Source organism: Lacinutrix gracilariae (genome assembly GCF_042684485.1).
In the GTDB taxonomy this organism is placed as follows: domain Bacteria; phylum Bacteroidota; class Bacteroidia; order Flavobacteriales; family Flavobacteriaceae; genus Oceanihabitans; species Oceanihabitans gracilariae.
On record NZ_JBHULM010000011.1, the window covers coordinates 48,784 to 70,507 of the forward strand.

Below are 21,724 nucleotides of genomic sequence, written 5' to 3' on the forward strand. Positions count from 1 at the left end.
ACAGATTAGATAATTTATTGTTAGTTTTGAATAATTCTAAAAAGCATTCATGCTCTCCATTTTAATACCAACATACAACTACAACATAAGCGCACTTGTAAACGAAGTGTACAAGCAAATAAAAAAGCTTGATGTTTCTTTTGAAATTTTATGTTATGATGATGGCTCAACAGATACAAGTATTATTAAGGCCAATAAAGAAATAAACAAACTAGATAACACAAAGTATCTTTTGCTTGAAAAAAATATTGGTAGAAGCGCTATACGAAATCTTTTAGCTAAAGACGCAAAGTCTGAGTGGTTGCTTTTTTTAGATGCAGATGTACTACCCAAACACAGTGATTTTATTGCTACTTATTTTAAGTCTATTAGCAAAACATCACAAGTAATTTATGGAGGTATTTTGTACGATGAAAAAAAACCAGACAACAACCATTTATTACGTTGGGTATATGGTAGAGAACGCGAAGCATTAGCTACAAACAAAAGAAAAGAAAATACTTATTTAAGCTTTTTAACACTCAATTTTTTAATTAAAAAAGAAGTTTTTAACCAGGTTACTTTTGATGAAGAAATACCTAATTTAAGACATGAAGACACCTTGTTTTCTTATCATTTAAAATTAAAAAAAATGAAGGTAGAACATATAAATAATCCAACATATCATTTAGGTTTAGAAACAAGCAGCATGTTTTTAAAAAAATCTATAGAGTCTGTGGATGCCTTACATTTATTTTTAAAACAAAACTTAATACCTAAAAATTACACACTAATTACAAGAGTCTTTTTTAAACTTAAAGGCTTAAAGCTTCATTATCTATTTGCTTTTATTTATAAAAACTTTAAAGGTTCTTTTGAAAAAAATTTACTTTCAAAAAAACCTTCGTTATACATTTTTGATTTATATAGATTAAGCTACCTTTGTTTTTTATACACCTAGTACATGCCATTATTCTCTATTATAATTCCATTATACAATAAAGAAAACTTTATTGTTAAAACAGTACAAAGTGCTCTTAAACAAAATTTTAAAGACTTTGAACTTATTATAGTTAATGATGGTTCTACAGACGCTAGTATTGAACGCTTAAACTCGCTAACCGATTCTAGAATAAAGATTTTTACCATTAAAAACCAAGGAGTTTCTCATGCTAGAAATTACGGAATTGAAAAAGCAAATGCAGATTATATTGCTTTTTTAGATGCCGATGATTTATGGTTACCTAATCACTTAGAACAACTAAAAAAACTAGCTGAAGATTTTCCTAATTGTGGTTTATACGCAAATGCTTATGTGAAAAAAATGGGTAAAATCACTTTAGAATCGCATTATATAGATATACCAAAAGCATTTAATGGTATTGTTAGCGATTATTTTAAATCTAGCATGTATAGCTGTATAGCATGGACTTCTGCTGTAATGGTACCTAAAAACATTTTACAAGATTGTAATGGTTTTGATGAAAACATTACGCTAGGTGCTGGTGAAGACACCGATTTATGGATTAAAATAGCACTACAACATCCTGTTGCTTTTAATAATAATGTAACAGCTATTTATAATTTACATGCAGATAACAGAATATCGAATAGCAACACCAATTTAAGAAATTTTATAAATCTGGATGTATATGAAGCTGCAGCAAAAAACAATGCTTCCTTAAAAAAATATATAGATTTAAATAGATTTTCTATTGCATTACAATACAAACTTGTAGGAAATAAAAAGCAGATGCATTTGTATTTAAAACATTTAAACAAAAGCAATTTAAATGCAAAACAGCGTTTTTTATTAGTTTGCAATAAAAGCTTCTTACTTTTTTTAATACAGACACGAAATGTATTACGAAAATTTCATATTAATTTAAGTCCTTTTAAATAACTCAAAATCTTTGTAATCGCGAATATAATCGCTTTCATCAAAAACACCTGAAGCTAAGACTAAACAAACAGATCCTGAAGAAAAATCTTCAAGCTCACGCCAAATCCCTGTAGGTATTAACAACCCTTTATTTGGTTTTTTTAGTGTAATAGAATGCTTGACCTCACCATCATCTAAAATAACGTTAAAGCTACCACTTAAAGCAACCAATAATTCTAATTGCTCTTTATGAGCATGACCTCCTCTATAAGCATCACTTGGCACATCATAGAGATAATATACTCTTTTGATTGCAAAAGGAATAAGCTCTTTTTCAATTACTCCAAGGTTACCTCTTTCATCTGTATGCTTAGGTATATCAATAATTTTTATATTTTTTATCGTTGTGTAACTCATTTGCTTTCAATTAATTTTTTCCAATCTTTAGAAATTTCTTCTACAGAAAACTTAGCAACACTTTGTTTTGCATTTGCTTTACAGTGTTGATATAACCTTTTATCAAAGATAAAACTATTCATTGCATCTGCCAGCTCGTTTACATCATAATTTTCTACTAACAGTCCATTGTCTTTATTAGTAATAATTTCACTTGGTCCTGATTTACAATTTACAGAAATGACTGGAGTTCCAACAGATAGCGATTCTATTAGAACGCGAGGAAAACCTTCAAACCTACTAGTTAAACATACAAATTTAGCTTTAACAACTATTTCTAGAGGTTTGTTATTAAATGGAATAAAATAAATACTTTTTTCTAATTTTAACTCGTCAACTTTTTGCTTCAACAGCGATAAATCTTTACCAGAACCAAGAAGCACTAGTTTTATATTTTCTTTTGAAAGTGATGAAATTTTATATGCTTCAAATAAAAGAGTATAGTTTTTTACATCTTCATCCAATCTTCCATAAGCTAAAATATAATTGTAATTTAATGTAACAATTTCATCTAAACACAGTGGATTGTTTTCAATTGGATTATATATTGTTGATACATTTTTAAAACCATACGTTTTCTCTACTAACTGCTTAATTTCTTCAGAAACACTTACAATTGATGAAGCATTTTTATATAACAACTTTGCTAATATTTTATTTTTAGGAAAATAGTAATCAAGGTTATAACTCCTCAAAACATAAATGACTTTATAAGGTCTGTAAATTATTTTTGAAATAACCGTTTCTCTAAACCAAGAATTTCTAGTTCTATTATCTATTATAAAATCAAATTGATGTTGCTTTAAGTACTTTTTAAACACACTCAATCTACTAATTCTAGCAAAAAAACCATCCTTCTGGTCTTTTAACCTTCCTAAATTTAAAAGCTCCCCAGAATAATCATAATCAATAATATTTAAAATGGTAACTAAATGAACTTGATAACCAATTTGCACAAGCATTTTAGATAAAAGAGCCGTTGATTGCTCTGCTCCACCTTTTCCAAGAGAAGATGTTACAATACAAATTTTTTTATTGTTATTTTGCAAAAGAAAATAATTTAGAATCCAAATATAGTAAATGAAAATTTTATTACTAGGAGAATATAGCAGATTACACAATTCTTTAAAAGAAGGATTAGAATCTCTTGGAATGCAAGTTACTATTATTGGTTTTGGTGACGACTTTAAAAACTATCCTGTTGATATTTATATTAAAAATTCATACAGTAAAGGTTTCCTTCTATTTATTAAAAAAACCATATATAAATTAACAGCTCTAGACATTACTTCTTTAAGTATTAAAAGACAAATTAATAAACACAAAGGCAAGCTTATTAATTATGATGTTGTTCAATTAATAAATGAAAACCCTTTTTGTACGATTCCGAAATTAGAGATCACCTTATTACAACATATTTTCAAACACAACAAAAAAGTATTTTTATTGTCTTGTGGCACCGATTACATCAGTGTAAATTATGCTTTTAACAAGAAGTTTAGATACTCCATTTTTACTCCATATGAAAACAATAAAGTTTCTAAAACTAATTACTGGAATGTATTAAAATGGAAAACAAAGCCTTTTAAAAAACTACATGATTATGTTTTTAAAAACATTCAAGGTGTAATTTCAAGCGACTTAGATTATCATTTACCAATGCGTAATCACAATAAATATATTGGCTTAATACCGAACCCAATAAATACAGATAAAATAAAAGTAGAACCCATAAATATTACAAATAAGATTGTGATTTTTCATGGCATAAATGACAGGAATTACTACAAAAAAGGAAATGATATATTTGATGAAGCTTTACAAATAATTAAAGGTAAATATGCTTCTAAAATTGATATTATTGAAGCTCGAAGTCTTCCTTATTCTAAATATATAAAATCTTATAATTCTGCCCATATCCTTCTTGACCAAGTATTTGCCTATGACCAAGGCTATAATGCATTAGAAGCAATGGCAAAAGGAAAAGTAGTATTTACTGGAGCAGAAAAAGAATGGCTTAATTATTACAATTTAAAAGAAGACACAGTTGCTATTAATGCTTTGCCTGATGCTGAAAAAATTGCTGAAAAACTAGAATGGCTAATATTACATCCTGAAAAAATTGCTGAAATCTCTAAAAATGCTAGAGCATTTATTGAAAAAGAACATCATTACGTTTTAATAGCTAAAAAATACTTAGAAACTTGGTCTGTTACTAACTAATCTAAGTGACTAATAATTTTTGCTGGAGATCCACCAATTACAACATTTTCAGGAAAGCTTTTAGTTACTATTGATCCAGCTGCAACAACAGTATTTTTACCAATTGTAACACCTTTTAAAATGGTAACATTGTTACCAATAAACACATTATCTTCAATGCGCACTTCTGCAGGATTTGGATCTGTAATTTTTCTGTTTTTTGGATTTAAATCATGAAAATTACTATCAGTAATTGCACAGTTAAAACCAACTAAAACATTGTTTTTAATAACAATCTTTCTTTCAGAAACAGCTGAAAAAGAATTATTAATATTCACATTTTCTCCAAATTCTATTATTGAATTTTCGGTTCTAGCTTCAATATAAGCATAGGTATTGTAATAATAAGGAGAATTAATAACTCCAAAAGAAACCTGTTTACCAAAACTAACAACGCCTTTACCTCTTATAACTACTGGTTGATGCGCTTTATACTTCCCTTTTTTTCTATTGTTATTAGAATAAAAAGAATAATGTAGCTTTTTAAAAAAGAAAAATACACTAGTTACTATCTTCATAATCTTCTGGTATGACTCCAAATAAGGAATTACTAAAAATCAATAATATGATTGCATAATGAATAACGTAAGTTACAAAATGTGCAATTGTAGCTCCTTTAACACCATACAAGTCTATAAAATATATGTTTGCTAAATACATTAATAGTACTGAAAATGCCTCAATAATTATATAGTGCCAAAACATATTTTTTGCTAAAAACTGATAAGCAATAACAGAGGACAACACCTTAACAAAATCACCTAATAATTGCCAAAAGAACAAGTCTTCAACAGGTTTAAATTCTGCTGTAAAAATAATAGCAATAATATAAGATCTAAGTAAATAGACAATAATTAAACCACTTGCAAAAATGGGAATTATCGTTTTGTAAAACCCGAAAACTTCTTTTCTAAATTCTTTCACGTTATCAATTTCAGATAAACGTGGTAGTATATATAAAGTTAATAATGAACTTACAAACATTAAATAGTATTTTGAAATTCTGTTCATTGCTTCCCAAAAACCTGCTGCTTGATGGCTAACATTATCTATAATATAAGTACGAACTACAATTGCTACTAAAGGTAAAACTATTGCTGAAAACAATGCCATTACAGAATAAGAGCTTAATTTCTTAATAGATGAAAATCTAACATTTTTTACCTTAATTAATGGCACCAAACTACGTTGATTAGAAATACCAACCAATGTTATTAATAAAACTAATGACTCTGCTATTACAATGGCTATAAGCGCTCCATCTATTTTATTTAACCAAATTAAAAGTACTGTTACAATAGCACCTAAAGCTTGTCCTATAATACTAATTATGAGTATTATTTTATATTTTGAAAACCCATTTAAAATGGAAAACAAAAACATATTTAACGTATAAAATGGCAATGCAACAGCAAATATTTTTACTACATATGCATAGTCATTATATATAGGAAACAGGTAGTCATTAATGCTTTGTGCATTAAAATAACAAAAAAAGGAGACCAAAAAAGTAGAAATAAAACCTAGATAAAAAGCTGTAGATAAGGTTCTACTTAACTCTAGTGTTTTGTTTTTAAATTCTGCTATATATTTTACAACACCATTATAAAGCCCAAGTATAGAAATAGATTGTGCAGAACGCAAAAAATCACGCATATTACCAATTAAAGCCATTCCTTCTGCACCAACAAAATATGCAATAGCTTTAGAGGTTAAAAAACCTGTGATTATTTTAGTTAATACTGCTACAGAATTTAATGAAGCAACTTTAAATAAAACATTATTATTTATATACTTTAATAAAGTTCTCATCTGTTTAAGTTAACTGTTTTTTTTAGGTACAGATTTATTACAAAATTAATTTGTGCCTCAAAAAGTAGTTGTTTGTTTTTCAATTAATACGCGTTAATAGTTTGTATGATTTGGGTAACCTCCTGTCTTGAAATAACAGGACTTATAGGTAAACTTACAATGTTTTTATGAATTAACTCTGTTATTGGTAATTTTAAAGATTTAAATTCTTTTAATGCTTCTTGCTTATGAGGAGCTACAGGATAATGTATTAACGTTTCTATTTTATTCTCCTTTAAGTAATTAATAAAACTTGTTCTATCTTCTACTAAAATAACAAAAACATGAAATACATGATTTTTAGAATTATCATAATATGGAAGCGTTATTTTTTTATTCTTAATTTCTGAAATATAACGTTTTGCTACTTCACGACGTTTTGCATTATCTTCATCTAATTTTTGAAGCTTAATATTTAAAAAAGCGGCTTGAATTTCGTCTAGTCTTTTATTAAATCCTTTTAAATCGTTTAAATATTTTTTTGAAGCACCATAATTTCTAAGTTTTTTTAACACTTCTGCTAAATCTGCATCATTAGTTGTTACTGCTCCTCCATCACCTAATGCTCCAAGATTTTTACTAGGATAAAAACTAAAAGCTGCAGCATCACTAAGATTTCCTGCTTTATTAATGTGTTTGGCTCCATGTGCTTGTGCAGCATCTTCAATAACTAATAAATTATGTTTTTTTGCAAGTCTATTAATACTAGACATATCTGCTAGTTGTCCGTATAAATGCACTGCTAGAATTACTTTTGTTTTAGGCGTAATATTTTTTTCTATTTCGCTAACCGAAATATTATAGGTAGCTATATCTGGCTCCACAAAAACAGGTTTTAATCCTGTATGAAAAACAGATAAAATACTTGCTATATATGTGTTAGCAGGAACAATAACTTCATCATCATCTTGTAATAGCCCTAGTTCTTTGTATGCCTTAAAAATTAAAATTAGAGCATCTAAACCATTACTTACACCAACACAATATTTTGTGCCACAGTAATTAGCGTAATTGGTTTCAAAAGCAGCAACTTCCTTTCCTAAAATATAATAACCTGAATCTAAAAAAAGTTTGAATTGTTCTTGAAACTCCGTTTCAAAACGCGCATTCATTTTATGTAAATCTAGAAACTTAATCATATAAAAATGGTATCTAATTTATTCCAATTATCCAAATCAATTTGATAGAAGTCTTGTGTAATCGTTCTTGCTCCGAATCCTTCTTTCCAATATTGTAATCCTTGGTTTATGTTTTTTCCTTGATTTTCATTAGAGATTCCAAAATCGAAGTACAACTTATTTTTAAAAATATCATTAATTAAATAAAGGTGTAAAAAATCTAAGCTTCCAATTGTGTTTTTATCTGCATTACCAGAAATATATTGCGAATGTGCAACATGTTTTGTTTCAAAAATAGTAGTTCCTGCAACAATCTCGTCGTCTTTATATACATTGAATTGTCTAATTTTATCCGGAAACTTATTTTTTAAATATTTAATTTCTTCTAAACTATGAACAGGTTGTGCTTCATGCTTTACCTTTAAATTTGGAATTAGAATGGTATTCCAAAAGGCATCAAATGTTTCAACCTCTTTAACCACCAAGTTTTGTTTTAATGCTCGTTTATTTCCTGCTATTCTATCTTTAGATAGTTTTGGTTTCTGTTTTAAGTTTAAAACCGAAAGGGTATCTCTTTTTATTAATTCTGCTTGTAAAACAAACATTAGATATTGCATTTCATCATTAGGTACTAGACTATAAATAGAAGGAAATTGCTTTAATTGTAGTGTTTGAAAACCTTTTTCTTTATAGTAATTTAAAACAACTTTTAAACAGGCTGCAACATCTTTTAATTTTAGTTTTTCTGAAACAACCAATCCTCCATACGTTAATCCTTGATGCGAATAGACTTTATTATCTACAAAATTAGCAGGTAAAACAGCAATTAGTTTTTCGTTTTTATAAATCATCAATGAACAATCATCAAATCTATCTTGATGGTACTCCATAAAATCTCTATAAAACAAAAAGGTAGCATTTTTTGCTTGGGAAATAAATTGATCCCAAAGTTCTCTATGCTTTTTTGAAAATGTCTGTATTTTAATATCTAATACTATTATTAAAAATTCTTTTATATTTATGCTTAACTAAATTAGCAAATGTTAATTTAGCGAATCTAATTAGCTACAAATGTTCAATAACTACAAAGTAACAGAAAAGCAATTCAAATATATTATAATTTCTATTTTAATTGCAGTATTCCTTTTTGTGGTAAATAAGCCGATACTTACTTTTAAAGATTCTTCTGGTTATCTAAACATGATTATTCTAAGATCTGCAGGATATCCAATTTTTTTATATGTCCTAAAAAAAACATTTGGAGCTTACTTTAATTTAGCTATTATTATTTTACAATTTACTTTTGGGGCTTATGCTATTCGTTTCTTAATTTACTCTTTAAAGAAGCAATATTCATTAAATAACTTATGGTATATTCTATTATTAATAATATTGTTAATTCCGTATGTATATAATCAGAATCTTGCAAATGTTATTTTATCAGAATCATTAACATATCCGCTTTACTTAATATGTACTGCTTTTTTTATAACAGCTTTTTTAGAAAAAAAAGCAAAACATTTAGTTTTATCACTTCCTGTTCTTCTTTTACTAATATTAACACGTAGTCAGTTTTTATTTTTAATTCCTGTAGCGATCATCATACTATTATATAACTCTTTTACAAACAAAAAATTTCAAAACAAAGGGTTGCTTTTATTATTAATAGCTTTTCCTTTTATTACATCTCTTTTAGATAAAACATATCATAAAATAGTACATAATGAATTTGTAAACACACCATGGACAGGAATTCACTTAATAACTCCTGCTTTCTATGTTTCAGATAAAGAAGATTATGCCATTTTTGATTCTGAAGAAGAGCAGTTGTTTTTCAAAAACACTTATGCAGATCTATATGTTAAGCATTTAACTACAAACAATCTTTTAGATGAAAAATATTCTGGAAATGATATTTCTACTTACATTAATAAGTATCCAGAAATTGCCAATAGCACTATTTTTATCTCTGGTAAAAAAACGTACAATAATACAGTAAACGAAGATAAACAACTTATCGCAATTGATAGGCTAACTAAAAAAATGACAGTACCATTAATCCTTAATAATTTCAAAAAATGGATTAGCATTTATGTGAAAAATTTTGTTCATGCTTTTGGAAACGCTAAATACACATTACTGTTTTTTGTATTACTTATATTTAGTTTATACCAAACAAAAAAAGAATCGAAAGGATATAAAATAATCTGTCTACTTACCCTTTTAACCCTTTCAAATGTAGCTTTAGTTTCTATAGGTATGCATACTATAAAAAGATTTACTTTTTATAATGATTGGGTCATTTTTTTAGTTATTTTCATCTTGTTTAATTTCACAGAAGCTCCAACAAAGAAACTATTATGAGTATAGAACTTTCTATTGTAATGCCATGCTTAAACGAAGCAGAAACGTTAGAGATTTGCATAAAAAAAGCACAAAACTACATTGTCAAAAATAATATTTCAGGAGAAGTTATCATAGCAGATAACGGAAGCAATGATGGATCGCAAGGCATTGCGAAGAAGCTAAACGCTATAGTAATACCTGTTACAAACAAAGGTTATGGTAGCGCATTACGTGGAGGTATTGAAGCTGCTAAAGGCAAATATATTATCATGGCAGATGCTGATGATAGTTATGATTTTGAATCACTTTCTCCTTTTATTTCAAAACTAAGAGAAGGTTATGATCTTGTAATGGGTAACAGATTCAAAGGTGGAATAAAAAAAGGAGCCATGCCTTTTATTCATAAATATTTAGGAAATCCAGTACTCTCGTTTATTGGTAGATTATTTTTCAAAATCAACATAGGTGACTTTCATTGTGGTTTAAGAGGCTTTAGTAAAGAAGCATATTCTAAAATGAATCTGAAAACTACAGGAATGGAGTTTGCTTCAGAAATGATTGTAAAATCTAAACTAAACGGTTTAAGCATTACAGAAGTTCCTACTATATTACATAAAGATGGAAGATCTAGACCTCCACATTTAAACACTTGGCGCGATGGCTGGAGGCATTTGCGTTTTTTAATGTTGTATGCTCCTAATTGGTTGTTTCTCTTTCCTGGTATTCTTCTTTTTTTAATTGGTTTTGTTTTTTCAGTTTTACTAATTAAAAGCCCTTTAGTTTTTGAAACATTCACTTTAGATGTACATACCTTACTTTACACTTCCAGCTCTTTTCTTATTGGTTTTCAGTTTATAGTATTTTATGCACTAACTAAAATTTATGCGGTAGAAAACGGCTTATTACCTAAAAGCAACAGATACAATAAATTGTTTTACTTTTTAAATTTAGAAAAAGGACTTATAGCTGGTTTAATCTTAATTTTTATTGGTTTTGGGTTAAGTTATAATGGTTTTTCTAACTGGAAAGCTTCAAACTTTGGTAATCTTGATATACAAACAACAATTAGAAGTATTATTCCAGCAGTTTTAGCATTACAATTAGGAATTCAAATAATACTTTTTAGCTTATTTTTTAGCATTTTAGGCTTAAAATATAAATAAACAAATACTAGTCACTCATTTTTTTTGAAGTTATACTGCCATTTTCATCTATACATTGATACACTCCTTTTGCAGCACCTTTTTTCAATTAAACCATAACTGGCATCTTTTTCTAAATGATGTAAATAGGAAGTGTTTTCAGATAAATAACGAAAGAGCACACGAAATAAATTTACACTAGTTCGCTGTTTATCAGCATACGTTGTATAATCGCTATTAGACCAACATATTGCCAATTTACTAGAAAACATAGAATACAACTTATCTCTTTCTTTAGTCATTATATTTCCTTCTTATAAGCTACTAAATACTAAATAACCACCATGATCTGCTGCTATACATGGAAGTTCTTGTAAGCTAATATTACAAGAATCATAAAACAGTTTTGGCTTATTGTATAACTAATAAGATTTATATAGTAATAAATGTGTTTTGTAATTATTGTTCTTTAAGACTTTTAAAACAGGGTTTTCTCCAACAATTACATTTCTAGCATTATAAAGTTCACTTACCCTATTTATAGGATAATTATAGCAATGATGTTTCATACCAAAAAAGAACAATAAGAACTTAAAGTAGAGTAATAATCACTTCTATAATCTGGATAAATTTTAAATTCTTTGTTTTGCAAATAGTTTTCAAATTGGGTATTATCAAAATTGTAATAACCTGATTTTAATTCAGAAATATTAGCATAACCGTCTGGCTGAATTAAATAAATGTTGGGCTTTTATTTAAAAACTACACCTTCAATATTATCTGATATTTTAAAGAAAATAAGACATAAACACCTCCTGTTTTTTTTCATGTAAAATGAATGCGTTGCAACGTATAGTGATCGCTAAAAACAAAATTACGCCAAATAGATTCACTGTATTAGCGTGAACTATTTGACGTAATTTTTATTACTTAATGCTTAAGTACTACTTAAACAATTTTATTTCTTTTACGCTCTACTTCTGTTAAGTATATTTTACGTAAACGTAAGTGGTTTGGTGTAACCTCTACGTATTCATCTTTTTGAATGTATTCTAAAGCTTCTTCTAAACTAAATTTAATAGCTGGTACAATTTTAGCTTTATCATCTGCTCCAGAAGAACGTACGTTACTTAATTTTTTAGTTTTAGTTACGTTTACAGACATGTCATCTCCACGAGAGTTTTCACCAATTACCTGTCCTTCATAAATATCTTCTCCAGGATTAACAAAAAACTTTCCTCTATCTTGTAACTTATCAATAGAATAAGGAATTGCTTGACCTCTTTCCATAGAAACTAAAGAACCATTTTGACGTTCTGGAATTCCACCTTTTAACGGTTGGTATTCTTTAAAACGGTGTGCCATAATAGCCTCTCCTGCTGTAGCAGTAAGTAATTGGTTACGTAAACCAATAATACCTCTTGAAGGCACTACAAACTCACATACCATACGATCTCCTTTTGCTGTCATGCTTAACATTTCACCTTTACGCATGGTTACCATTTCTATAGCTTTACCTGAAACATTTTCTGGTAAATCAATAGTCATTTCTTCAACAGGCTCACATTTTACACCATCAATTTCTTTAATGATTACTTGTGGTTGCCCAATTTGAAGTTCATACCCTTCACGACGCATCGTTTCAATTAATACCGATAAGTGTAATACACCACGACCAAAAACTAAAAATTTATCTGCACTATCTGTTTCGTTTACACGAAGTGCTAAATTCTTTTCTAACTCTTTATTAAGTCTGTCTTTAATATGACGAGAAGTAACAAATTTTCCGTCTTGACCAAAGAAAGGTGAGTCGTTAATTGTAAATAACATACTCATTGTAGGCTCATCAATAGCAATTGTTTTAAGTCCTTCAGGATTTTCAAAATCAGCAACAGTATCCCCAATTTCAAAACCTTCTAAACCTACTATTGCACAAATATCACCTGTTTGTACTTGGTCTACTTTTAAACGTCCTAAACCTTCAAAAGTATGTAATTCTTTAATTTTATTTTTAACAATAGAACCATCTCTTTTTACTAAAGAAATTTGTTGTCCTACTTTTAATTCTCCTCTTGTTAATCTTCCAATAGCTATTCTTCCTGTAAATGAAGAAAAGTCTAAAGATGTAATTAGCATTTGCGTAGTTCCTTCTTCAATTTTTGGTTCTGGAATATGCTCAATAACCATATCTAATAATGGCTCAATGTTTTCTGTTTCATTTTGCCAATCATCACTCATCCAGTTGTTCTTTGCAGAACCATATACTGTAGGAAAATCTAACTGCCATTCTTCTGCACCTAATTCAAACATTAGATCAAAAACTTTTTCATGTACTTCGTCTGGCGTACAGTTTTCTTTATCTACTTTGTTTACAACCACACAAGGTTTTAAACCTAAGTCAATTGCTTTTTGTAATACAAAACGAGTTTGTGGCATAGGCCCTTCAAAGGCATCTACTAATAGTAAAACACCATCAGCCATGTTTAATACTCTTTCTACCTCTCCACCAAAATCGGCGTGACCAGGTGTATCAATAATGTTTATTTTTGTGTCTTTATAAACTACAGATACGTTTTTAGAAGTAATAGTAATTCCTCTTTCTCTTTCTAAATCGTTATTATCTAGAATTAGATCACCAGTATTCTGGTTTTCTCTAAAGAGTTGACAATGGTACATGATTTTATCTACCAATGTAGTTTTACCATGATCTACGTGTGCAATAATTGCAATGTTTTTAATATTAGCCATAATTCTGCCTTATTTTAAGCGTGCAAAGGTACACTATTTTCCTGTAAAACACGCATCTTATAAAGTATTTATGATTTCAATAAAATATTCTGACTTTCAAATGGTTAATAATAAACTAAAAAAACGCCTATTTTAACTACTACTCAAAACACTTATACTTTATTTTAACATATGTATTATTTTTTAGTTAATTTTTTGTTATAATTCGAAAACACTGTAATTATTCTTATTACTTTTCGTTCATATTATATATACAGCGTATTAAAAATTTTCCCTAACTAAATAAATGAAATCTTATGAACTTAATTAGTAAGTATTCAAAATTCATCCCTTATCTTTATTATCTATCCATAATAGTATATTGGTTCACGTATATAAATGAAAGTGAAGGTGTTTCTGCCTACCCTATTTTATTATTTGGTATACCATTTATTCTACAAATATTAAAACCCAACAGAAGACTTAATTTTGGATTAGGAATTACTTTTGTGTGTTTATCTTCTTACATGATAATAGCATACATATCCAATATATTACACATTGTACAGTTTTCTAACGCAACAAAACAACTAATACTTCATAGTGGATTAATTGCTGTAGTTAACTTTATAATGGCTTTATGGATTATGAGAAATAGTATGAAAAAAAGTTTTTAATTTGATTACCTTTGTGGCTTAAATTTTAAGTCGATGAATCTTCAAGATATTCCAAAAATAAAACACACAAATTCTAACAATTTCTTTCTTTTAGCAGGACCTTGCGCTATTGAAAGTGAAGAAATGGCATTTCGTATTGCCGAAAAAGTAGTAGAAATCACTAATAAACTAGAAATTCCTTACATCTTTAAAGGAAGTTTCAAAAAAGCAAACCGAAGTAGGATTGATAGTTTTACAGGTATTGGAGACCAAAAAGCTTTAGAAATCTTAAAAAAAGTTTCCGAAAAATTTGACGTACCAACAGTAACCGATATTCATGAAGCTAGTGATGCTTCTTTTGCTGCACAATATGTAGATGTTTTACAAATTCCTGCTTTTTTAGTTCGCCAAACAGATTTGGTAGTTGCTGCTGCTAAAACAGGCAAAGTAGTAAACTTAAAAAAAGGTCAGTTTATGAGTCCGGAAGCCATGAAACATGCCGTACAAAAAGTAAAAGATTCTGGAAGCGATAAAGCTTGGATTACAGATAGAGGTACCATGTTTGGCTACCAAGACATGATTGTTGACTTTAGAGGTATACCTACTATGCGTCAATACGCTCCTACGGTTTTAGATGTAACACACTCTTTACAACAACCTAACCAAACGGTTGGTGTTACAGGAGGAAGACCTGACATGATAGAAACTATTGCAAGAGCTGGAATTGTAAATAACGTAGACGGCTTATTTATTGAAACTCATTTTGATCCTGCTAATGCTAAAAGCGATGGTGCAAACATGTTACATCTAGACAATTTAGAAAAACTACTTACCAACTTAGTGGCTATCAGAAAAACCATAAACACTTTATAATTACCCCTAATTTTACTTACCATGAAGATTGCAACGCTAAGAACATTAGCACTACTAAGTCTTACATTATTTTCAATAACTACACAAGCTCAAGAAGAAACAGAAAAATATACCGCAAACAATAAAGGCAAGTTTTTTATAAGTTGGGGAGGAAACAGAGAAACCTTTTCAAAGTCTGATATCAGGTTTAAAGGAGAAGATTATGATTTTACCATTCATGATGCTTCTGCTGTAGATAAACCTAAAGGTTGGCATATAGATTATATAAATCCAACTAGAATGACTATACCACAAACCAATTTTAAAATTGGTTATTTTATTTCTGACAAATACAATATATCATTAGGTGTTGACCACATGAAATATGTAATGAAAGAAGATTTATACAAAAACGTTAGTGGTTATATAAATCTACCTGCAGATGAAGAAGGCAGTGTTTTTAATCAAGAATTTACAGGAGACCCTTATTTTGTTTCTGAAGAATTTTTACAATTTGAACACACCAACGGCTTAAACTATGTGTATCTAGAATTAAATAGATTTGATGATATTTCTAGCATATTTAAAGTTAGTAACACCGATAAATTTCAACTAAACCTTACCGAAGGTTTTGGTGGAGGAATTTTATACCCAAAAACAAATACTACTCTTTTACAAAAAGATAGATATGATGAGTTTCATTTAGCTGGTTATGGTATTTCTGCAAATGTTGGTCTTAACTTTACTTTCTTTAAATACTTTTTTATGGAAAGTTCTTTAAGAGGAGGTTTTATTAATATGCCAGACATAAGAACCACAAGCAACACCAATGAAAGTGCATCACAACATTTTTGGTTTTTACAACGTGTAATTGCATTTGGAGCAAGGTTTAGAGTTTAAACAACAAACCTTGCTTTAAAAATTATTTATAAAAACTTTTCTCTTTATGCATATACACTTCTTGAAGAATTGCTATAAAAACAGCATCCTTAACATCTTCTAAAGCTTTATAGCGTAGAGACTTTACTAATTTGCGGTTTTCACTTACCAAATAAGCGTCGTATTTTTTAGATAAATAAGCCGAATGCCAAAAACCAACATCTACAAATTCTTTTTTTTGGCTTGCGTTTAAATAACAAATGGGTTTTTTATTTATATAATAACAAGGTATTCGCCATTTATATTGTAGCACTGCTTCAGGTAATGTATGCTCTATAACTGCTTGTAAATGCATTAAAATAGAACGATATGGTTCTGGCTGATTAATTATATATTGCGCTGCTGGATTCATATTCTTATTTTATGTAAATTGTAACAATGAAACTACTAATATCTACATTTCTTTTCTTAATCACTTTAGGAAATCCTCCTAATATATATGAGTATAACTCAATAGACAAAAAAGTAGCAAGCTATCCAGCTTACAACAATGCAAAAAGTTTAACCGTTAGAATTACTAATGATTTTAATACAGACATTGAAAAAGCTAGAGCTGCTTTTACATGGATTGCATTAAATATAAAATACAACGATGATTATAACAGTATCTACAACAATAATATTTATAAAGTTTACTCGTCAAACTATCAAAAAAATAGAGATCTAAAGAAAAAAGAAACAGAAACAATAAAACATGTTTTAAATTCAAAAGAGGCAAACTGTTATGGATACTCGATTTTATTTAAAGTGTTATGCAACAATCTAAATATAGAATCTAAAATAATTTATGGTCTAACAAAATCTAACATTAATGATATTGGTATAAATAGAGTAGTTAAAGACCACGCTTGGAATACTGTAAAAATAAACAACAAATGGAAACTTATAGATGTTACCTGGGCTGCAGGCTATCAAGACATACAAACAAAAAAATTTATTAAAAGCTTTAATGATTTCTATTTCTTTACTTCTCCTAAAGAATTTATAAACCATCATTTTCCTGAGAAACAAGAATGGCAATTAATAGCAAAACCTATTAAATTAAAAGATTTCTTTGCTTCTCCTATATTCTATTCTGCTTACTTTAATTCTAACCTAAAAATAGCCAAGCAACATAGCGGAATAATTTTTATTACCAAAAACACAAAAAAAATCACTTTGCTCTTTGATGAAATACCAAAAGAACCAATTTTACACTATGTATTGGACACTGATTTTAAAGCAAAAAAATTAAACATTAGAAAAAACAAAGACAACAAATACTTTGCAACTCTAAAAGTTAAAAACAAAAACTCTAAAAACCTCACCATATTCAACAATGGAGACGCTTCTATTGGTTTTAAAATAGAAACGCAAAACAAGAATCCTTAAATCTTAATAAAAAAATATTTTGGTATATTCCATTAATTACACTTACTTTGTATTTCAAAGTACTTTTATATGGAAGCCAAAGATTATTTAAAAGACATCAATGAGATTAAAAATTTAATGAATAAATCTTCCCGTTTTATTTCATTAAGTGGTTTATCAGGAATACTAGCAGGAATCTACGCACTTATTGGTGCAACTATTGCTTATTGGTTAGTCAGTAACCATAGCTATGGCACCTTACTTTTAAATGGTTGGGTATTTAAAACCTGCTTATTGATTTTAGCTCTAGTTGCTTTGTTTAGTATTGCAACTGCAATATTCTTAACCACCAGAAAAGCAAAAAAGAATAACGAAAAGGTTTGGGATGGTACTTCCAAACGTTTAATTCTTAATTTTTTAATTCCGCTGGTTACAGGAGGGCTTTATATATTGATTATTTTAGCACAACAAAAATACGGACAAGCAGGAGCGTTAATGCTAATATTTTATGGTCTTGCCTTAGTAAATGCTTCCAAATACAGTATTGGAGATATTAGATACTTAGGTTTTATCGAAATTATTTTAGGCTTAATTGGTGCTTTATTACCTGGTTATGGTTTTATCCTTTGGGTACTTGGCTTTGGTGTTTTACACATTATTTACGGAACCATCATGTATTTTAAATACGATAAAAAATGAGCAAAGCAATAAAAATAGGATTCATTGCAACAGTAATAGTTTACGTACTTGGAGTAACGTATACCTATTATTCTAACCAAAAATTTAGTCAAACTTTTGAAAAATTTGATATAAATAAAAATGGTTCTATTGATACTAATGAAAAGTCAATACAAGCAGAGCTATATTTAAACCAAATGGCTAAAAGAAAAACAACAAAACAAGCAGTGATTATTTTAATACCTGTAGCTATAGTAATTGGTTTTATTTGTTTTGCTGTTGCAATACTTTTAAAAAAGATAAATACCATTGATACTAATGAAATTAACTACCAGTAAATACGCATTATTAATTTACTGTTGTTTTAATAAAAACCCATTTTATGTAAACCTTAAAAAATGTAACTAAAAATAAAAAACATGTTCTCGCAAAATAAAAGATTATTAATAATCATAATGTGTATTGCACTTATACTTTTAGTGCCTTTAATTGCTATGCAATTTACTACACAAGTACATTGGAGTGTACTCGATTTTATTGTTGCAGGAACCTTGTTACTTATTGGTGGTTTAATACTAGAGTTAATACTAAAAAAAGTTGCTAAAAAACAAAACCGAACCGTTTTAGTATTAATACTTATAATATCGCTTTTACTAATTTGGGCAGAACTTGCAATAGGTCTTTTTGGATCTCCATTTGCTGGAAATTAGCCAACACTAAAAAACGGATGAAAAAACTATTTATTTTATTTATACTTGTAATACAATCTTGTTCACTACTACAAGATAATAATGGTATTGAGGTTACAATAAAAAATAATTCAAAGCATCCTATTACTGATATACAATGTTATACCTCAGAAAAATTAGAAACATTACAAATCCCTAATATCGAAGCCAATAAAACCGTTTCTAAATTTTTGTCAATGAAAAAAAACAAACAAGACGGAAACTATATCTTAGAATATGTGGATGCCAACAAAAAGAAAAGAATAAAAAAAGAAGGATACTATACCAATGGTTCTTCTTTAAATAAATGGATTACATTCTCCATTGAAAAAGACACCATATTAGTAACCTATAGCAAACCATCTTTAATCTATTAAAATTCCCGCCTTCGCAGGAAATAATATGAGCATAATTACAAACATAAATAAAGCTTTTGACCACAGAATTAGATTAGGCATCATGTCTGTTTTAATGGTAAATGAGTATGCAGATTTTAAAACACTAAAAGAACTGCTAGATGTTACAGATGGTAATTTAGCAAGTCATACCAAAGCGCTTGAAAAAGTAGATTACATAAGCGTTGAAAAACAATTTATTGGCAGAAAACCAAACACACGATATGCAGCAACAAAGCTTGGTAAATTAGAATTTAAAAAACATATTGAAGCACTAGAAAAATTAATTAATAAACAATAACTTCCCTCCTTTTGAGGGAACAATAAAGAGGATTTTCCTTTTTTTTAATCTTCTACTTTGAAATTCAAAGTACTTTAAAAATAATATTATGACAGAAAAACAAAACACAAACAAATTTGGTAATTGGATAAGAACATCTATTACTGCAAGAATGCTCATGATTGGCTTTTTAAGCATTGTATTACTCATTCCCTTATCTTTTATTGAAGGTTTAATCACAGAACGTTCCTTTAGACAACAAGGCGTTGTAAATGAAATCAATCAAAAATGGGGAAATCAAGTTTTAGTTTATGGTCCTATTTTAAAGCTTCCTTATAAAACCTATAGCGAAACAAAAACATATAACGAAAAAACAAAAACCTACTTTAAAGAAACCCAAACGCATATTAATTACGCCTATATTTTTCCCGAAAAACTAGACACACAAACAACCGTGAAATCTAAAACACTAAACAGAGGAAACTTTGAATCTGCAGTTTTCACAACCAATATGGACTTTTCAGGAAATTATATTCCTACAGACCTTTCTGCAAAAGGAATAAAAAAAGAAGACATTCTTTTTAACAAAGCAAGTGTCATTATTAAAACCTCAAACCTTAAAGGCATTAAAAATGAAATCTTTTTAAAACTAAACAAAAACACCTACACCTTTCAAACTAATTTTAATACTACCACCACAAACAACCATCTAGACGTTTTAGAATCTGGTTTCTTAAACCCAGAAGATATTAACAAAACAGAAAACACCACCTTCAGTATTCACATGGCTTTTAATGGTAGCAAGCAAATAGAAATCATTCCTATTGGTAAAACCACAACCATGCACATGACCTCTAATTGGGCAGATCCTAGTTTTATTGGTAACTATTTACCAAGTGATGAAACCAAAAAAATTACTAAAGATGGCTTTACAGCAGATTGGAAAATTCTACACATCAATAGAGCGTTTTCACAACAACACCTCAACAAAATACCAAACCTAAATACCTTTGCCTTCGGAACCAAATTTATGGTCATGGTAGATGAGTATCAAAAATCACAACGCTCGGCAAAATACGGTTTTCTTGTAATAGGTTTAACCTTCCTAATATTCTTCCTCATACAAACCATGAGCAAAATAAACATTCATCCATTTCAATATTTAATGATTGGTATTGCACTCACCATGTTTTACACCTTACTCGTTTCTATTTCAGAACACAGTAACTTTTTAAAAGCCTATCTCATTGCAGGAATTTCGGTAATAACACTCATCACACTCTACTCCAAATCCATATTAAAAACACTAAAATTCCCACTATTTATTGGTGTATCACTAACCGCTTTATACACCTTTATTTACGTAATTATTCAACTAGAAAACTATGCACTACTAGTTGGTAGTATTGGTCTGTTTGTCATATTAGCAACAGTCATGTTTGTATCCAGAAAAATAGATTGGACTAACGGATAAATAATAATATGGCGTTACCCTCTTTCGCGAAAAAGCTTCAGAGGGTCGCGCTTTCACAAGTCGCTCTTTGCAAGGAGCTCCAACAATTGCTCAATCGCTAACGCAAACAGTAACTACCTTTAAAAATACAACCATAAACATAAATCGTAAACCCCAAAAAACCTCCTAAAACAGCACTATTATAAATGATGAAACTAGCATATAACAAAAAATACCTTATCGCTTCCATAATACTCTTTTTAATAGAAGCCTTAATTGCAAGCTTTTTAACCCAAGGATTTATTCGTCATACCTTCGGAGATTATTTAGTAGTCATCTTACTCTATTGCATATTTAAAAGTTTCATAAAAACAAAACCTATGTATATTGCAGCAATAGTATTAGTTATAGCATTTGGCATAGAGTTTTTACAACTAACAAACTTACTAGCACTTTTAAATCTTCAAAATAGCACTGTAGCCAAACTAATTTTAGGAAGCACCTTTAGCATTTCCGACTTAATAGCTTATACACTTGGAGTTCTTTCTATTCTTATTATTGAAATATATTTCAGCTTTAAAACTGCAGGTAACAACAATTTTACAACATCTTTTTAACCCCTTCTTATTA

The 21,724-nt window shown here is 28.8% G+C and carries 23 protein-coding genes; 15 read left to right on the forward strand and 8 right to left on the reverse strand.

Features of this window, described 5'->3' with window-relative positions; all coding sequences use genetic code 11:
* The first annotated feature begins 49 nt into the window (after nucleotides 1–49).
* Nucleotides 50–940 (forward strand): glycosyltransferase family 2 protein, encoded by an 891-nt coding sequence (locus ACFSSB_RS07440; protein ID WP_379902656.1) that lies wholly within the window; start codon nucleotides 50–52, stop codon nucleotides 938–940.
* A gap of 3 nt (nucleotides 941–943) precedes the next feature.
* Nucleotides 944–1,882, forward strand: coding sequence for a glycosyltransferase family 2 protein (locus ACFSSB_RS07445; RefSeq protein WP_379902658.1), 939 nt, complete (start codon nucleotides 944–946; stop codon nucleotides 1,880–1,882).
* Here the strand turns inward: ACFSSB_RS07445 and ACFSSB_RS07450 are convergent.
* Both ACFSSB_RS07450 and ACFSSB_RS07455 read right to left on the reverse strand, forming a co-directional pair.
* Entirely contained in the window at nucleotides 1,865–2,278 is a 414-nt protein-coding gene (locus ACFSSB_RS07450) for a sugar 3,4-ketoisomerase (protein ID WP_379902661.1), read from the reverse strand. The two genes, ACFSSB_RS07445 and ACFSSB_RS07450, sit on opposite strands and share 18 nt — an antisense overlap.
* On the reverse strand, nucleotides 2,275–3,366 hold the full coding sequence (locus ACFSSB_RS07455) for a glycosyltransferase (RefSeq protein ID WP_379902664.1): 1,092 nt from the start codon (nucleotides 3,364–3,366) through the stop codon (nucleotides 2,275–2,277). The genes ACFSSB_RS07450 and ACFSSB_RS07455 overlap by 4 nt, the downstream gene beginning before the upstream one ends.
* A 31-nt stretch (nucleotides 3,367–3,397) precedes the next feature.
* Between ACFSSB_RS07455 and ACFSSB_RS07460 the strand changes: the two genes are divergently transcribed.
* Nucleotides 3,398–4,540 (forward strand): glycosyltransferase, encoded by a 1,143-nt coding sequence (locus tag ACFSSB_RS07460; protein ID WP_379902666.1) that lies wholly within the window; start codon nucleotides 3,398–3,400, stop codon nucleotides 4,538–4,540.
* On the opposite strand, the gene ACFSSB_RS07465 is transcribed toward ACFSSB_RS07460, so the two are convergent.
* The 4 genes from ACFSSB_RS07465 to ACFSSB_RS07480 form a co-directional block, all read right to left on the reverse strand.
* Nucleotides 4,537–5,097 (reverse strand): acyltransferase, encoded by a 561-nt coding sequence (locus ACFSSB_RS07465; RefSeq protein ID WP_379902668.1) that lies wholly within the window; start codon nucleotides 5,095–5,097, stop codon nucleotides 4,537–4,539. The two genes, ACFSSB_RS07460 and ACFSSB_RS07465, sit on opposite strands and share 4 nt — an antisense overlap.
* Nucleotides 5,081–6,391, reverse strand: a complete 1,311-nt coding sequence (locus ACFSSB_RS07470; protein WP_379902671.1) for an O-antigen translocase — start codon at nucleotides 6,389–6,391, stop codon at nucleotides 5,081–5,083. The genes ACFSSB_RS07465 and ACFSSB_RS07470 overlap by 17 nt, the downstream gene beginning before the upstream one ends.
* Nucleotides 6,392–6,474: 83 nt before the next feature.
* A complete protein-coding gene (locus ACFSSB_RS07475; RefSeq protein WP_379902674.1) occupies nucleotides 6,475–7,569 on the reverse strand; it encodes a DegT/DnrJ/EryC1/StrS family aminotransferase in 1,095 nt (364 codons plus the stop codon).
* Nucleotides 7,566–8,438 carry a GNAT family N-acetyltransferase gene (locus tag ACFSSB_RS07480; RefSeq protein WP_379902677.1) on the reverse strand — a complete coding sequence of 291 codons (873 nt, stop codon included), beginning with the start codon at nucleotides 8,436–8,438 and terminating at the stop codon, nucleotides 7,566–7,568. The genes ACFSSB_RS07475 and ACFSSB_RS07480 overlap by 4 nt, the downstream gene beginning before the upstream one ends.
* Nucleotides 8,439–8,619: 181 nt before the next feature.
* Between ACFSSB_RS07480 and ACFSSB_RS07485 the strand changes: the two genes are divergently transcribed.
* Nucleotides 8,620–9,912, forward strand: coding sequence for a hypothetical protein (locus ACFSSB_RS07485; protein ID WP_379902680.1), 1,293 nt, complete (start codon nucleotides 8,620–8,622; stop codon nucleotides 9,910–9,912).
* Nucleotides 9,909–11,057 (forward strand): glycosyltransferase family 2 protein, encoded by a 1,149-nt coding sequence (locus ACFSSB_RS07490; RefSeq protein ID WP_379902684.1) that lies wholly within the window; start codon nucleotides 9,909–9,911, stop codon nucleotides 11,055–11,057. The genes ACFSSB_RS07485 and ACFSSB_RS07490 overlap by 4 nt, the downstream gene beginning before the upstream one ends.
* 927 nt (nucleotides 11,058–11,984) lie before the next feature.
* Here the strand turns inward: ACFSSB_RS07490 and typA are convergent.
* Nucleotides 11,985–13,784 carry a translational GTPase TypA gene (gene typA, locus ACFSSB_RS07495; RefSeq protein WP_379902689.1) on the reverse strand — a complete coding sequence of 600 codons (1,800 nt, stop codon included), beginning with the start codon at nucleotides 13,782–13,784 and terminating at the stop codon, nucleotides 11,985–11,987.
* A 689-nt stretch (nucleotides 13,785–14,473) separates the two neighbouring features.
* Here typA and kdsA point away from each other — a divergent pair.
* A complete protein-coding gene (gene kdsA / locus ACFSSB_RS07500) occupies nucleotides 14,474–15,292 on the forward strand; it encodes a 3-deoxy-8-phosphooctulonate synthase (RefSeq protein WP_379902692.1) in 819 nt (272 codons plus the stop codon).
* Between the two features lie 21 nt (nucleotides 15,293–15,313).
* A complete protein-coding gene (locus ACFSSB_RS07505) occupies nucleotides 15,314–16,171 on the forward strand; it encodes a hypothetical protein (RefSeq protein WP_379902695.1) in 858 nt (285 codons plus the stop codon).
* A 22-nt stretch (nucleotides 16,172–16,193) separates the two neighbouring features.
* Here the strand turns inward: ACFSSB_RS07505 and ACFSSB_RS07510 are convergent, their stop codons facing one another.
* Nucleotides 16,194–16,562: a DUF1801 domain-containing protein gene (locus ACFSSB_RS07510; RefSeq protein ID WP_379902698.1), complete on the reverse strand. Its 369-nt coding sequence runs from the start codon at nucleotides 16,560–16,562 to the stop codon at nucleotides 16,194–16,196.
* Nucleotides 16,563–16,588: 26 nt separating this feature from the next.
* Here ACFSSB_RS07510 and ACFSSB_RS07515 point away from each other — a divergent pair, with 26 nt between their 5' ends.
* The 8 genes from ACFSSB_RS07515 (at nucleotide 16,589) to ACFSSB_RS07550 (ending at nucleotide 21,711) form a co-directional block, all read left to right on the forward strand.
* Nucleotides 16,589–17,581 carry a transglutaminase domain-containing protein gene (locus ACFSSB_RS07515; protein ID WP_379902700.1) on the forward strand — a complete coding sequence of 331 codons (993 nt, stop codon included), beginning with the start codon at nucleotides 16,589–16,591 and terminating at the stop codon, nucleotides 17,579–17,581.
* A gap of 69 nt (nucleotides 17,582–17,650) precedes the next feature.
* Nucleotides 17,651–18,259 (forward strand): hypothetical protein, encoded by a 609-nt coding sequence (locus ACFSSB_RS07520; RefSeq protein WP_379902703.1) that lies wholly within the window; start codon nucleotides 17,651–17,653, stop codon nucleotides 18,257–18,259.
* Nucleotides 18,256–18,576 carry a hypothetical protein gene (locus ACFSSB_RS07525; RefSeq protein ID WP_379902706.1) on the forward strand — a complete coding sequence of 107 codons (321 nt, stop codon included), beginning with the start codon at nucleotides 18,256–18,258 and terminating at the stop codon, nucleotides 18,574–18,576. The genes ACFSSB_RS07520 and ACFSSB_RS07525 overlap by 4 nt, the downstream gene beginning before the upstream one ends.
* Nucleotides 18,577–18,693: 117 nt before the next feature.
* The gene (locus ACFSSB_RS07530) at nucleotides 18,694–18,948 is read left to right on the forward strand and encodes a hypothetical protein (RefSeq protein ID WP_379902709.1); all 255 of its coding nucleotides are present in this window, start codon (nucleotides 18,694–18,696) and stop codon (nucleotides 18,946–18,948) included.
* A gap of 17 nt (nucleotides 18,949–18,965) precedes the next feature.
* Entirely contained in the window at nucleotides 18,966–19,343 is a 378-nt protein-coding gene (locus ACFSSB_RS07535) for a hypothetical protein (protein ID WP_379902712.1), read from the forward strand.
* Nucleotides 19,344–19,368: 25 nt separating this feature from the next.
* Nucleotides 19,369–19,662 (forward strand): winged helix-turn-helix domain-containing protein, encoded by a 294-nt coding sequence (locus ACFSSB_RS07540; protein ID WP_379902715.1) that lies wholly within the window; start codon nucleotides 19,369–19,371, stop codon nucleotides 19,660–19,662.
* A gap of 88 nt (nucleotides 19,663–19,750) precedes the next feature.
* Entirely contained in the window at nucleotides 19,751–21,115 is a 1,365-nt protein-coding gene (creD, locus tag ACFSSB_RS07545; RefSeq protein WP_379902717.1) for a cell envelope integrity protein CreD, read from the forward strand.
* A 185-nt stretch (nucleotides 21,116–21,300) separates the two neighbouring features.
* Nucleotides 21,301–21,711, forward strand: coding sequence for a ribosomal maturation YjgA family protein (locus ACFSSB_RS07550; protein WP_379902720.1), 411 nt, complete (start codon nucleotides 21,301–21,303; stop codon nucleotides 21,709–21,711).
* The last annotated feature ends 13 nt before the right edge of the window (nucleotides 21,712–21,724 follow it).